At 66.5% G+C, this 13,168-nt stretch carries 12 protein-coding genes and 1 tRNA gene; 9 read left to right on the forward strand and 4 right to left on the reverse strand.

Features of this window, described 5'->3' with window-relative positions:
* Positions 1 to 743, forward strand: a 743-nt coding sequence (locus tag Q1V87_RS03565) for a bifunctional 2-polyprenyl-6-hydroxyphenol methylase/3-demethylubiquinol 3-O-methyltransferase UbiG (protein WP_300590855.1), incomplete at its 5' end; no start/stop codon positions are given.
* A 69-nt stretch (positions 744 to 812) separates the two neighbouring features.
* Here Q1V87_RS03565 and Q1V87_RS03570 read toward each other — a convergent pair.
* Positions 813 to 2,165, reverse strand: a complete 1,353-nt coding sequence (locus Q1V87_RS03570; RefSeq protein ID WP_300590856.1) for a glycoside hydrolase family 18 protein — start codon at positions 2,163 to 2,165, stop codon at positions 813 to 815.
* 360 nt (positions 2,166 to 2,525) lie between these two features.
* Between Q1V87_RS03570 and Q1V87_RS03575 the strand changes: the two genes are divergently transcribed.
* Positions 2,526 to 2,602, forward strand: a tRNA-Met gene (locus Q1V87_RS03575).
* A gap of 67 nt (positions 2,603 to 2,669) precedes the next feature.
* Here the strand turns inward: Q1V87_RS03575 and Q1V87_RS03580 are convergent.
* Positions 2,670 to 3,140 carry a MarR family transcriptional regulator gene (locus tag Q1V87_RS03580; protein ID WP_300590857.1) on the reverse strand — a complete coding sequence of 157 codons (471 nt, stop codon included), beginning with the start codon at positions 3,138 to 3,140 and terminating at the stop codon, positions 2,670 to 2,672.
* Positions 3,141 to 3,220: 80 nt separating this feature from the next.
* Here Q1V87_RS03580 and idi point away from each other — a divergent pair, with 80 nt between their 5' ends.
* Genes idi through Q1V87_RS03615 form a run of 7 tightly spaced genes read left to right on the forward strand, consistent with a single transcriptional unit; the run spans position 3,221 to position 8,921 of the window.
* Complete coding sequence (gene idi, locus Q1V87_RS03585; RefSeq protein WP_300590858.1) at positions 3,221 to 3,772, forward strand: isopentenyl-diphosphate Delta-isomerase; 552 nt, start codon at positions 3,221 to 3,223, stop codon at positions 3,770 to 3,772.
* Positions 3,769 to 4,824 (forward strand): polyprenyl synthetase family protein, encoded by a 1,056-nt coding sequence (locus Q1V87_RS03590; RefSeq protein WP_300590859.1) that lies wholly within the window; start codon positions 3,769 to 3,771, stop codon positions 4,822 to 4,824. Before idi ends, Q1V87_RS03590 begins: the two co-directional genes overlap by 4 nt.
* A complete protein-coding gene (locus Q1V87_RS03595; protein ID WP_300590860.1) occupies positions 4,821 to 5,690 on the forward strand; it encodes a squalene/phytoene synthase family protein in 870 nt (289 codons plus the stop codon). The genes Q1V87_RS03590 and Q1V87_RS03595 overlap by 4 nt, the downstream gene beginning before the upstream one ends.
* Before the next feature lie 59 nt (positions 5,691 to 5,749).
* Positions 5,750 to 7,363: a phytoene desaturase family protein gene (crtI, locus tag Q1V87_RS03600; protein ID WP_300590861.1), complete on the forward strand. Its 1,614-nt coding sequence runs from the start codon at positions 5,750 to 5,752 to the stop codon at positions 7,361 to 7,363.
* Between the two features lies 1 nt (position 7,364).
* Positions 7,365 to 7,718: a lycopene cyclase domain-containing protein gene (locus Q1V87_RS03605; RefSeq protein WP_300590862.1), complete on the forward strand. Its 354-nt coding sequence runs from the start codon at positions 7,365 to 7,367 to the stop codon at positions 7,716 to 7,718.
* Complete coding sequence (locus Q1V87_RS03610) at positions 7,715 to 8,038, forward strand: lycopene cyclase domain-containing protein (protein WP_300590863.1); 324 nt, start codon at positions 7,715 to 7,717, stop codon at positions 8,036 to 8,038. The genes Q1V87_RS03605 and Q1V87_RS03610 overlap by 4 nt, the downstream gene beginning before the upstream one ends.
* Entirely contained in the window at positions 8,025 to 8,921 is an 897-nt protein-coding gene (locus Q1V87_RS03615) for a prenyltransferase (protein ID WP_300590865.1), read from the forward strand. Before Q1V87_RS03610 ends, Q1V87_RS03615 begins: the two co-directional genes overlap by 14 nt.
* A gap of 6 nt (positions 8,922 to 8,927) precedes the next feature.
* On the opposite strand, the gene Q1V87_RS03620 is transcribed toward Q1V87_RS03615, so the two are convergent.
* Positions 8,928 to 11,840, reverse strand: a complete 2,913-nt coding sequence (locus tag Q1V87_RS03620; RefSeq protein ID WP_300590866.1) for a UPF0182 family protein — start codon at positions 11,838 to 11,840, stop codon at positions 8,928 to 8,930.
* A gap of 92 nt (positions 11,841 to 11,932) precedes the next feature.
* Positions 11,933 to 13,168: S16 family serine protease (locus Q1V87_RS03625; RefSeq protein ID WP_366945400.1), on the reverse strand; the 1,236-nt coding region annotated here is incomplete at its 5' end.

Here is a 13,168-nt window from a genome sequence, read left to right on the forward strand (position 1 = left end):
GCGCGGGCGGCAGCCTGCTCGACCCCATCGCGGCTGCCGGCATCGAGCGGCTGTTCCCCGATGGGCTCGAGGGCGTGCGGGTGCTGCACCTGCAGTGCCACTTCGGCTCCGACTCGCTGTCGCTCGCGCAGCTCGGGGCGACCGTCGTCGGCATCGACTTCTCGCAGCCGGCGGTCGAGGAGGCCAGGCGGATGGCGGAGGAGCTCGGCCTCGCCGAGCGCGCCCGCTTCATCGAGGCGAATGTCTACGATGCCCGGCACATGCTGCCCGAGCCCGAGTCGTTCGACCTCGTGTTCACCACGTGGGGCACGATCGGCTGGCTGCCCGACGTGGCCGAGTGGGCGCGCATCGTCGCCTGGTATCTGAAGCCCGGCGGACGGCTCTACTTCGCCGACGGGCATCCGGCCGCGTACATGCTCGACGGCGACGACGGCCCCGACGGCCTGCCCAGCCTGCGCTACGCGTACGCGGGCGACGAGCCGGACGTGGTCGACAGCGGGGAGGACTACGCCGATCCCGAGGCGCGCCTGCAGCACACGCGCACCTGGGAGTGGATGCACCCGCTGAGCGAGGTGCTCGGCGGCCTGCGCGAGGCCGGGCTCACGGTCGAGGAGTTCGCCGAGCACTACCAGGTGCCGTGGCGCATCTTCCCGGCGACGGTGCCGCAGGGGCACGGCCTCTACGGCTGGCCGGGCACGCGCTGGGCGCCGCTCAGCATGGAGCTCGTCGCCCTGGCTCCCTGAACCGGGCTCCGGTCCGGCACGGCAGAAGGGGCCGCGACGACGTCGCGACCCCTCCGGGTAGGTGCGCGCTCAGTCGAGCGGGCCCTCCTCGGCGTCGCGCAGCGCGTCGCCGAGCGCCCCGCCGAGTTCGTTGCGATAGTCGCCCGAGAGGTCCCACCACATGGCGCCGCCGAGGCCCTGCTCGGCGAGCCAGGCGGCCTTCGCGCGCACCGAGTTCGCGTCGTCGAGACTCCACCACTCGCCGCTCGCGGCGTCGTAGCGCCACGATGCGCCGATCGCCGGGTCGAAGTACCCCTGCCCGAGCGAACGGATCTCGAAGTACGGCTTCGTGCCGATCGCCGTCACCGCCGGGTCGGGCGTCCAGCCCGCCCGGTCCCCGACGGTCACGCCGCTCCAGCCCTGCCCGTAGGCGGCGAGACCGATGTTCAGCTGGGCCGGGTCGGCGCCGGCCGCGGTGTACAGGCCGACGGCGTTGTCGAGGGCGAGCCCCCAGTTGTTCGTCCCGTCGGGGTGGAGGTTGCCCTGATGGCCGGTGTTCCCGGTCCATCCGCCCGCGTAGTCGTAGCCCTGGATGTTGAGCCAGTCGACGACCTCGAAGAGCCGGGGGTCGGTCCAGCCGCCCGCGTTCGTGTTCCAGCCGCCGGCGGGGGCGAACGCGGTGAGGAGGTAGTCCTCGCCGGTCTGCTCGCCGTAGGCGTCGAGCTGGGCGCGGAACTCCTCCATGAGCGCGAGGAAGTTCTCGCGGTCCGCGGGGGAGGCGTTGCCCGTCTCGCCGCCGTTCACCGGCCATTCCCAGTCGATGTCGATGCCGTCGAAGATCCCGGCAGCGGCGCCGGGGCCGCCGAAGGTGCCGATCTGAGGCAGGTCGCCCTTCAGGTACACGTCGATGCACGACGAGACGAGCGCGGTGCGGCGCTCGGGGGTCGCGGCAGCCTCCGAGAAGTGGTCGGACCAGGTCCACCCGCCGAGGGAGATGAGCACCTTCGTGTCCGGGCTGCGCTCCTTGAGCTTGCGCAGCTGGTTGAAGTTGCCGGCGATGCGCTGGTGCTTGTTCGTCTTGTCGTTCTTGCCGTCGACGGAGTCCTGCGGGCCGACGAGGCGCAGGTAGTCGTTGTAGGCGTCGCCCTCGCCGGGCACGTTCGTGATCTCGCACCTGAGGTTCGAGGTGACGTTGCCGAAGGCGTAGTTCAGGTGGGTGACGTCCTCGATCGCCCCGGTGGTGAACAGGTCCTTGACCTGCACGTCCCGGGTGACGGGGGAATCGGCCATCAGGTAGCCGACGGCGCGGTAGCCGTTGATCTCCTCCGGGCCGCTCGGCTGATGGTGCGGCTTGGCGGCGGCCGGCGCTGCGGCGGCGACCGCGACCATGGCGGTGGCCGCGCCGAGGGCGGCGAGCGGGTGGAGCAGTCTGCGTCGTGTCATGGGATCCTCATCGATCGGAACGGGCGCTGGGTGATCCGTCGTCGTCGCGCCGCGGCTGCGGCGAGCGATGGGCGACGTTCCGCAGGAAGCTAGCAAGGCGAGCGGAGTTTGGAAAGACTCCTGACAAATGATGGTGGATGCCTCGTGAGAACTCCTGGATCCGCTGTGGCGCATCGACAGTTCTGTCCCCCGAAGTGTGCACATGCTGCACCCTCGGTAGAGGTGGTCTGTGGGGCTGCCGATCGCGTTCGAGGGGCTTCCTGGCGCCTGCGGGAACGCCGCGCGCGAGGTATTCGTCCTCCCTGTGCCGGGGCTCGGTTGGACGGCCTGCGAAACCCGTGCTAGTGTTATCTCTTGTGCCGCGGGGTGGAGCAGCTCGGTAGCTCGCTGGGCTCATAACCCAGAGGTCGTAGGTTCAAATCCTGCCCCCGCAACCAAGAGAAGGCCCCGGATCCACAAGATCCGGGGCCTTCTGCATTGCTCCGGCAGCGCACCGAGGTGAGCTCAGCTGGGGTCAATCGCCTGGCTCACGTCGCTCAAGTACCGCCCAATGAGCTTCAGCTCATCCTCCGTATACGGCTCCGTCACGCGACGCATCTGCTCGAGGTGCTCGGAGAAGTGCTTGAAGAAGGTCGCCCGCGAGTGCGCGGTCAACGTCAGGATGCGCGCCCGGCGATCACGGGGATGCGGGTGTCGCTCGATATAGCCGGCACTCTCCAGCCGGTCCAGCAGCTTCGTCGTCGAAGCCGTCGATATTCGCAGGTGCTTCGCGACCTCGTGCGGGCTCACGGAGTCGCCCCGCTGCTCTCGCACGATCATCATGCGCAAGGCCGCGAGATCCGTCGCGTTCATGTCCATGTCATCTTTCATGCCGCCGTTCATGCGGTCCATGGCATCATTGAGCGCACGGATGCTCAGCAGAACCTCCAGCACAGCCTGCTGGTGTGGAGTCTGCGGAACCCACGGCGTGGTCATGATGGACACCCCTTTCCACTCCTTGTTATCATCAGACGGGAGATATCGCTAGCTAAACTAGCGATATAGGAGGAGGAGCAATGACGGATGGCGACCATGTGGTCTTGCTGGACGACGACGGCAACCCGGTAGGCACCGCCCCGAAGAGCAGTGTGCATGGCACCGAAACCGCCCTCCATCTCGCTTTTTCGTGCCATGTCCTCAACGCCGACGGCCAGGTTCTCGTCACTCGCCGAGCACTCGACAAGAAGACCTGGCCGGGCGTATGGACCAACTCGTTCTGCGGTCACCCCCGGCCTGCAGAGCCGCTGCTGTCGGCAGTTCAGCGTCGCGGCGAGTTCGAGCTCGGCATCCGTCTGACAGACATTGAGCTCGCGCTCCCCCTCTTCCGCTACCGCGCGGTCGATGCGGGCGGAATCGTTGAGAACGAGATTTGCCCCGTATACATCGCACGCACCGACGACGAAGTGGCGCCGAACCCGCTCGAGGTCGCCGAGGCGCGCTGGGTGGATCCTGACGAGCTCGGCGCGTCGCTGATCACCACTCCGTGGGCCTTCAGCCCGTGGCTCGTCTTGCAGTCACAGCAACTCCGCCTCTTCGAATCGCCGCAATTGCAGCGAAGAGCGTCATGATTCCCGACGCCGCCCGCATCGCCGTCGACACCGCTATCGACGACGCCCTCGCGCGACTTGCCGCACGGGCGACGACACAGGGAGAGTCCATGTCGGCGCTCACGGCAGCCGTGAGCAGCGCGACCGCCGGCGGCAAGCGCCTGCGGCCGCAGCTCGTCGTGGCATCCTTTCTCGCGGTCGGCGGCGACCTGCAGCGCGCACCGAGCCTGCCCTCGGTCGCCGCAGCCTTCGAGCTGCTGCATAGCGCATTCGTCATCCACGACGACGTCATCGACCATGACGTCACCAGGCGAGGCGTACCCAACGTCGCCGGTCGATTCCGCATTCGAGCGAAGACGCAGGGCGCTGACGCAAAGGGCGCCGCGCTGCTCGGGGATGCTGCGGCGATCCTCGCCGGAGACCTGCTGCTTCACGAAGCGACCCGCATGGTGGCGCTGGCCGAAGTCCCCGACTCACAACGGGCCCGGCTGCTTGACTTGCTCGACGACGCGGTCTTCGTTTCGGCAGCCGGAGAACTCGCCGACGTCGAGAACAGCGTGGCCCCCGACCTCGCGGAACAGGCGGATATTCTCGCCGCCACCTACAACAAGACCGCCGTGTACTCGTTCACCGCCCCCTTGTGCGCCGGTGCGATACTCGCCGGCGCACCATCGACCTGGATCGCCGACCTCGAACGCATCGGTGGGTCCCTGGGCCTGGCATTCCAACTGGTCGATGACCTCATCGGCGCGTTCGGCACTGCGGAACAAGCCGGCAAAGCTGCCGGAAGCGACCTCCGCGAGTCCAAGCGAACGCCACTCATCGCACTCGCCCGCGAGAGCGCACAGTGGCCCTTGGTGACCAGCACGCTCGCCGTTGCCCATACCGGTCCGATCGCGATCCGACACGCTCAATCCGCTCTCGAAGCCAGCGGCGCCCGGGAAAGACTTCATCAGCTCATCGCCGAGAACCTCTCGGATGTGCGACGACGCGCCTCCCGCTCGACGCTCCCGCCTCGTGCGGTGACCTTGGCCGACACGCTCGCCGCGGCAGTGGAGGAGCGCATTCCGTGAGCCATCAGCCGACAGGAATCGCCCTCTACGACAACGCAGCCGACGAGGCTGCCGCCGCCGTGATCGCGGCGTACTCGACCTCGTTCGGCATGGCCACGCGCCTCCTCGGATCCCGAGCCCGCACGCACGTGCGCAACATCTACGCCCTCGTGCGCGTCGCCGATGAGATTGTCGACGGCCCCGCCATCGAAGCGGGCTTGGATGCCACGCAAGCCGCTGCCCTCCTCGATGCGCTACAGGAAGAGACGATGGGCGCGATCGAGAGGCGTTTCAGCAGCAACCTCGTGGTGCACGCCTTCGCACGCACCGCACGCGAGTGCGTCATCGGCGCCGACCTCATCGATCCTTTTTTTGCATCGATGCGAACCGACCTCACCGTCGCCTCCCACGACGACGCCTCCCACGACTCGTATGTGTACGGATCGGCCGAGGTCGTCGGACTCATGTGCCTGCAGGTTTTCGTCAATGCCGGCCAGCCCTCACCGTCCGGTCCCACGCCCGAACTGGTCGACGGCGCCAGGCGTCTGGGCGCTGCCTTCCAGGACGTCAACTTCCTGCGCGACCTGGACCACGACGAGGCAACGCTCGGACGTGACTATCTCGGCATCGCGACAGGTGATCATGACCGTGAAGCGATCCTCGACCGGATCGATGCTGACCTCGCCGCTGCTGCCGCGGTTATCCCCCAACTGCCAGCTGACTGTCGGCGCGCCGTGATCGCGGCACACGACCTGTTTGCCGAGCTCTCGCGCCGGCTCCGAGCCGACCCCGCACCGACCGTTCGGGTGCGCGTGCCCGATATCGTCAAGGCAGGGCTCATCGCCCGCGCCCTGGTGGGGGTCGCGCCACGCCGCACCGGCACGTGAGGGCCGGGAGCGCCGATCACGTCGCCCCGAATCGACCAGCCCAGGAATGAGGAGTCCGCATGAGCGAGACAGCTAGCGCCCACACGCCGAGGGCACCGAAAGACGCAGGAACAGCGGTCGTTATCGGAGGCGGGATCGCGGGCCTGGCTACTGCCGCGCTTCTCGCCCGCGAGGGATGGTCGGTGAGCCTGTTCGAGGCCCGCGAGCAGGTCGGCGGTCGCGCCGGAGTCTGGGAGGCTGACGGTTTCCGTTTCGACACCGGACCCAGCTGGTACCTCATGCCCGAGGTGTTCGACCACTTCTTCCGGCTGCTCGGGACGAGTACCGCCGAGCAGCTCAACCTCGTGCGCCTGGACCCCGCCTACCGCGTCTACAGTGAGCCGCCAGCCGGCACCGCGAGCGATCCGATCGACATCCGCTCAGGCCGAGAACTTTCCACACAGCTGTTCGAAAGCATCGAACCGGGAGCGGGAGCTGCCCTTGCCGAGTACCTCGACTCGGCAAAGGATGCCTACGATCTCGCGGTTACGCGGTTCCTGTATGACACGTACGAGAGGACAGCGGGTCTTCGCGACCCCGCGCTGCTGCGTCGCGTGCCGCAGCTCGCGCCCCTGCTGACAACGACGCTCTCGCGTCACGTCGAACGCCGCTTCTCCGACAAACGGCTCCAGCAGGTCTTGGGCTACCCGGCGGTGTTTCTCGGCGGCTCCCCGTACGGGGTGCCCAGCCTCTACCACCTCATGAGCCACCTGGATCTCGCGGACGGCGTGCTCTACCCGCAAGGAGGGCTCTACGAAGTCATCCGCGCCGTCGAGCGCGTCGCGCGGGGGGCAGGCGTGTCCATCGAAACGGGCGCCGAGGTCACCTCGATCGTCACAACCCCCACCGCCGGCGGGCGCGCCCAGGCAACGGGAATCACGCTCGCGGACGGGCGCCGGGTGGATGCCGGCCTGGTGGTCTCCTCGGCAGACCTTCACTTCACGGAAACGCAGCTGCTTCCCGCGCCGCTTCGCACCTACCCGCAGCAGTGGTGGGACAAGCGCACGCCGAGCCCCGGCGCACTGCTCCTGCTCCTGGGAGTCGAGGGCGAACTGCCGCAGCTCGCCCACCACACGCTGCTGTTCACCGAGGACTGGCGCTCGAACTTCGATGACATCTTCGGGGATCACACCCGCATCCCCGACCCGGCATCGATCTATGTCTGCAAGCCCTCCGCGACCGACCCGACAGTCGCTCCCGAAGGCAGCGAGAACCTCTTCGTCCTGGTTCCCATTCCCGCAGACCCGAGCCTCGGACACGGCGGTGTCGACCGCAGCGGCTCGCCACGCATCGAAGCCGCCGCCGATCGCGTCATCGCGCAGATCTCTCAGTGGTGCAACATCCCGGACCTTGCGGAACGGATAACCGTTCGCCGCACGATCGCACCCGGAGACTTCGAACACGACTTCCATGCGTGGCGCGGCAACGCACTGGGCCTTGCACACACGTTGCGCCAGAGTGCCGTGTTCCGCCCCCGCAACGCCTCGAAGAAGGTCGATTCCCTCGCCTACGCGGGAGCGTCGGCGCTGCCGGGAATCGGACTACCGATGTGCCTGATCTCGGCCGAGCTCGTCGTCAAGCGCCTGCGCGGTGACCGCTCCCCGGGGCCGATTGCCGAGCCGGCGGCCGTCTGAGATGCCGGGTCTGTATCTCCTGGCGATCCTGGTGTCTGCGGCAGGGATTGCCGTGATCGACGCGCGCTGGCGACTGGCAGCCTTCGCTGCGCCTGTTCGGACGCTCGCAGCTGTCGCCATCGGGGTGATGTTCTTTCTCGCGTGGGATGCCGTCGGCATCCTCACCCGCGCGTTCATCAAGGGGGACAGTGGCCTGTTCATCGGGATCGACCTCGCACCCGAGCTTCCCCTGGAAGAGCCCTTCTTCCTCGCGTTCCTGTGTTACCTGGGGCTCGTGATCTATGCCGGCGCGCTCCGCTACATCGACTCCCGCACCGCGCGGTCGAGCGCGGACGGGGCGGTGAGTGAGCAATGACGTACGCGCTCATCATCATTCCGTTCGCGCTATTCACGCTTGTCGTGACGCTGCTGTCGGCGACGCAGCCGGGCATGAAACGCCGGATGCTGGCATCGACGATCAGCGCCGCCGTTCTCGTCATCCTCACCGCGATCTTCGACAACGTGATCATTTCCGCGGGGCTCGTCGCCTATCCCGAGGGCACCTCGAGTGGCATCCGCATCGGGGTCGCACCAATCGAGGACTTCTCGTACGCGATCTGCGCCGCCTACCTCGTGCCTGCCGTTTATGTCCTGCTACCCAAAGCTCGCACGGGGGTCACTCGTGAGCAGCGCTGAGCCAACTCTCGGGCCCGGGCGAGTGATCCGCGAACTCTTCGTCTCGTCGCGCCCGGTCAGCTGGATCAACACCGCCTACCCGTTCGCTGCCGCCTACCTCCTGACAACCCGGCACATCGACGCGACTGTCGTCATCGGCACCCTGTTCTTCCTCATCCCCTACAACCTCGCGATGTACGGGATCAACGACGTGTTCGACTATGAGTCGGATCTCCGCAATCCGCGCAAGGGCGGCGCCCACGGCGCGGTCCTCGATCGACGGATGCACCCCATCACCCTGTGGGCTGCAGGCCTGTCGTGCACCCCGTTCGTGATCTATCTGGCCATCGTCGGGTCACCACTATCGTGGCTGGTCCTCGCCCTCAGCCTGTTCTTCGTGGTGTTCTACAGTGCCCCGCCGCTGCGCTTGAAGGAGCGGCCCTTCGCCGACTCCGTCACCAGCAGCATCCACTTCTTCTCCCCCGCCGTCTACGGTCTGGTCCTGGCCGGGGCGACCTGGACGTGGCAGCTCGGACTCATCATCCTGGCCTTCGGCCTGTGGGGTGTCGCCTCGCACGCGTTCGGCGCCGTCCAGGATGTCGTGGCCGACCGGGAAGCGGGAATCTCGTCGATCGCCACGGCCCGCGGGGCGCGGTGGACGGTGAGGTTCGCCCTCGTCTGCTACGCCCTCTCCGGGCTCGTCATGCTCGGCACGGCGTGGCCGGGACCGCTGTCCGCGATCGCCGCCATCCCGTACCTCGTCGCGGTCTGGCCGTACCGATCGATCCGTGACGCCGACGCCGAACGTGCCACCATCGGATGGCGCCGATTTCTCTGGATCAACCAGTTCGCCGGCTTCGTGGTGACGCTGCTGCTGATCTGGTGGTGGATCCTGACCGCCTGAGCGCGCCTACTGTGCGCCCAGGGCGATCAGCTGCTCCACCGCCGCCGTCAGCCTCGCGTCAGCCTCGGCGAATGCCGTCAGATCGCCAGCCTTCAAAGCCGCGTCCCGGTCGAGCATGGCCTGCTGAGCCTCCTGCAGCGCCACCTGGTAGGCATCCGTCGGCTCGGTCGGTGTCGTCGTCTCCGTCGGGCTCGGCTCGGGCGTCGGCTGCGTCGTAGCTCCCGGCGTGGGCGTCACATCGCTGTCACCACCGGTGGCACCGGCGTCGCCGCCGAACAGGGCGTCGAGAGCTTCGGACAGGGTGTCTTCGAACGCGATGTCGTTACCGAACGACACGAGCACCTTCTGCAGGGTCGGAAGCTTTGTCGCCCCCGATGACTGCACGAAGACCGGCTGGACGTACAGCAGTCCACCGCCCACGGGAAGGGTGAGGAGGTTTCCGTTCAGCACGTCGGACTGTCCCTGCTTCAGCAGGTTGATCTGCGACGAGATCAGCGGGTCGGCGTTGAAGGTGTTCTGAACCTGTCCGGGGCCGGGCACCGTCGTGTCAGCAGAGATCACGAGCATGCGCAGCTTGCCGTAGTCGTCACTGGGCGCACCCGCAGTGGCTCCCGCGTTCGAGTCAACCGCCAGATAGCCCATGAGCACGTTTCGGGCGTTCCCCGCCTCGGACGAGGGAATGAACGTCGTGAACATCGAGTACGTCGGCGAGGTTTGACCCGGCATCTGCATCGTCAGGTAATACGGCGGCTGGAGCTCAGAGTCGTTCTGCGGGTCGTTCGGCGTCTCCCAGGCGTTGTCGCGCTGGTAGAACGACTGCGCATCGCTCACGTGGTAGACACCGAGGATCGCGCGCTGCACCTTGAACAGATCGGTCGGGTACCGCACGTGGCTCATGAGGTCTGCCGACATGTCAGAGATCGGCTTGAGCGTCGAAGGGTAGACCTTCTGCCACGTCTGTAGCACCGGGTCGGTCTCATCCCACGCGTACAGGGTCACCGATCCGTCGTACGCGTCGACGGTGGCCTTCACCGAGTTGCGGATGTAGTTGATGTTGTCCAGACCGAACCGCTGCTGAGCGGTGTTCGAGTCCGAGATCGCTTCCTGCAGGCTCACCGTCGACGAGTACGGGTAGTTCGCGCTACGGGTGTAGCCGTCGATGATCCACACGATGCGACCATCGACGACGCTCGGGTACGGATCGGAGTCCAGCTGCAGATACGGCGCGACCTTCTGCACGCGCGTCGCCGGGTCCCGGTCGTACAGGATCTGCGAATCCTCGTTGATGTCGTCAGAGAAGAGGATCTGCTCGGACTGGAACTTCAGCGCGTAGATCAGACGGTTGAAGACGCTTCCGACGCTCGGGCCGCCGTTTCCTTCGAACGTCGTCTTGACGTCGCCGGAGCCTTCCGAGGAGCCGGTCGGGTAGTCAAGCTCAATGGGCGCCGTCCCCTCGGGGGCCCCGACGATCGAGTACTGCGGCGACATCTCACCGAAGTAGACGCGCGGCTCGAAGTCCTCCTGATCGGAGAGGAACCCCGCAGCGGGGATGCCGCGCTCAAGGAAGACCGGCTCACCCTCGGTGGTGCGGTCGTTACCCTTGGCGACCACGAGCCCGTAACCGTGGGTGTAGATGAGGCTCGTGTTCTGCCAGGTCTGCGCCGCGGCATCCAGCTGGTTCACGTCGAGTTCGCGCACCGAGACGACGGTGTCCTGCGACTGGCCGTCGATCTCATAGCGGTCGACGTCGAGCGGATTGTGGAACTGGTAGTACGCACGGTACTGCTCGAGCTGCCGCACAGTCGGAGGGATGATTGTCGGGTCCATGATGCGGATCTGAGCCGTCGTTGCAGCATCCTCACGCAACTGCCCGGCCTCGGCATCGGTTGCCGCCGAGAACTCCATCTGCTCGAGACCGCTGACACCGTAGGCGGCCTTCGTGGCGTCGATGTTGTACTGGTAGTACTGCGCCTCGTAGTTGATCTTGTTCGGGGTCACCTGGAACGTGTTGACCACCCAGGGATAGCCGACACCGACCACGACCGTTGCGACCACGAGCACCGCAGTGGCAACCAGCGGGTACCGCCAGCGGCCGATGATGGCGGTGACGAAGAAGAGGATCGCAACGACGATCGCACTGATGGCCAGGATCGACAGACCCGGAATGACAGCGTTGACGCTCGTGTAGGCGGGCCCGGTGATGCGGTCATCGTTTTGGACCATCAGCAGGTAGCGATCCAGCCACAGGCTCACACCCTGCACCAAGACGTAGAGTCCCGCGATCACGGCAATCTGAATACGAGCGGACTTCGAGATGCGCAGTTCGCGCTGGCCCACCCGGACAGAGCCGTAGAGGTAGGACACGACCACGGTCACCAGCAGGCTCACCAGCAGGACCGCCGAGACGAAGCCGAGCAGCGCGCTGTAGAACGGCATGGCGAACATGTAGAAGCCGGTGTCGAGATTGAAGATCGGATCCGTCACATCGGTGGCAACGCCGTTGAGCCACAACCAGGTCGTCTGCCATTGCGTGGATGCCGCGAATCCCGCGAAGAAGCCGAAGAAGACGGGAATCCCCCACATCGCCAGGGGACGCAGCGGCTCGACGACTTCTTGGTAGCGATCCAGCTGCGAACTCAGCCGCACGTAGACCGGTCGCAACCGGTAGGCGAGCTGAATGGTGACCCAGACCGGAACCGCCATCCCGAGGAAGCCGATGACGAACATGATCACGCGGGCTACCCACTGCGTGACCAGGACCTCCTGGAATCCGAGCTGGTCGTACCAGAGCCAATCCGCGTACAGGCTCGCGAAGATGAAGAAGCCGACAACGAGCGCGGCGATGATCGCAAGGGAGATGGCGAGGATGCGGCGGGACGGCGAAGGCGTGGCCCTGTTCGGCGCTGAGGTCGTGGTCACCGTTTCATCCTAGGCGGCAGGTTCTGAGCGATCGCCGTGCAGATGCCCTGATCCTGTTCGCTCTGAGCGACCCTGCCTGTTCGGCCCGGCACTCACTCGCAGGTCGGAAGCTGCGCCAGGTCTCCGCCCGAACTGATCGTGTCGAGAACGGTCAGCGCGTCATCGAGAGTTTGAACCGAGAACACCTGCAGGTCGCCGGGAATCTCACCCACGACCTCCGAGCAGTTGGCGGCGGGCGCGAGGAAGTAGTCGGCATCCGCTCGGTAGGCACCCCACATCTTCTGCTGGATGCCGCCGATCGGCCCGACTGTCCCGTCAGCAGTGATCGTGCCGGTCCCCGCGACGTTCTGGCCGCCGTTGAGGTTGCCGGGCGTCAGCGTGTCCATGATTCCCAGAGCGAACATCATCCCCGCGCTCGGCCCACCGACGTTGTTCAGCTGGATCGTGACGTCGATCGGAAAGTCATAGTCGGTGATGAGGGTGATTCCGATGAGCCACATCGTTTGGCCGTCCACGGTGGTGGCGGCCGGCGTGACCTCGACCGTCAGGGGCTTTCCATCGCGCAGGATGTCAAGGCTCAGCGGAGCCCCACCGCCCTGCTGCACCTGCTCGCGCAGGGCCGCGGCATCGGTCACCGGCTCGCCGTCGGCGCGCAGCACGACATCGCCTTCTTCCAGGATGCCGTTTGCTGCGGCATCCTCACCGACAGAGACGACCGACACCTGCCTGCCGACGTCGTAGCCAAGCTCGGTGAGCGCTGCCGCTGTGGCTTCCTCTTGGGAGTCGACCATGAGAGCGGCTGATTGCTCGCTGCGCTCCTCACTGGTTTGCCCCTCGGGGAAGACCGACTCGATCGGCACGACAGCGCGGGAGGGGTCGAACCAGGCGACAGCGAGATCGAACCATGATGGCCGACGCTCGGGGCTTCCCGCGATCTGCACGGTCAGGAGGTCCAAGGCTCCGGAGGTCGGATAGGTCTCGGCTCCCGAAACCTCGATGAGCGGAACCTCCTCACCGTCGCTCGTGGTGACGCTGCCGAGCGTGGTGTATACCGGGCCGGGAAGCTCGATGACGTACGCGGTGGGCAAGAACGACATCGCCAGCAAAGCCAGCAGCGCGACCACCAGTGCCCACAGTCCCACGCGCGTGCGGCGACTGATGGGCGTCCGCCGCGCAGGCGTCACCGTTACGTTCTCGTCGAACAGCGCCACGTCATCCTCTCGGCCGTCGTTCGCGACCGGCGTAAGGCGATTCAGGTGGGGCCCGCGGGTGCGATCATTCGTGCGACTAGCGTAGATGCCAAGCTCAAGAACCGGCTGAAAGGCGGT

Source organism: Microbacterium sp. (assembly GCF_030149085.1).
GTDB lineage: Bacteria > Actinomycetota > Actinomycetes > Actinomycetales > Microbacteriaceae > Microbacterium.

Coding starts and splice junctions, on each gene's coding strand:
- Q1V87_RS03570 (WP_300590856.1), bottom strand. CDS start 2,165: ATGACACGACGCAGACTGCTCCACCCGCTCGCCGCCCTCGGCGCGGCC.
- Q1V87_RS03580 (WP_300590857.1), bottom strand. CDS start 3,140: ATGACCACGCCGTGGGTTCCGCAGACTCCACACCAGCAGGCTGTGCTG.
- idi (WP_300590858.1), top strand. CDS start 3,221: ATGACGGATGGCGACCATGTGGTCTTGCTGGACGACGACGGCAACCCG.
- Q1V87_RS03590 (WP_300590859.1), top strand. CDS start 3,769: ATGATTCCCGACGCCGCCCGCATCGCCGTCGACACCGCTATCGACGAC.
- crtI (WP_300590861.1), top strand. CDS start 5,750: ATGAGCGAGACAGCTAGCGCCCACACGCCGAGGGCACCGAAAGACGCA.
- Q1V87_RS03605 (WP_300590862.1), top strand. CDS start 7,365: ATGCCGGGTCTGTATCTCCTGGCGATCCTGGTGTCTGCGGCAGGGATT.
- Q1V87_RS03610 (WP_300590863.1), top strand. CDS start 7,715: ATGACGTACGCGCTCATCATCATTCCGTTCGCGCTATTCACGCTTGTC.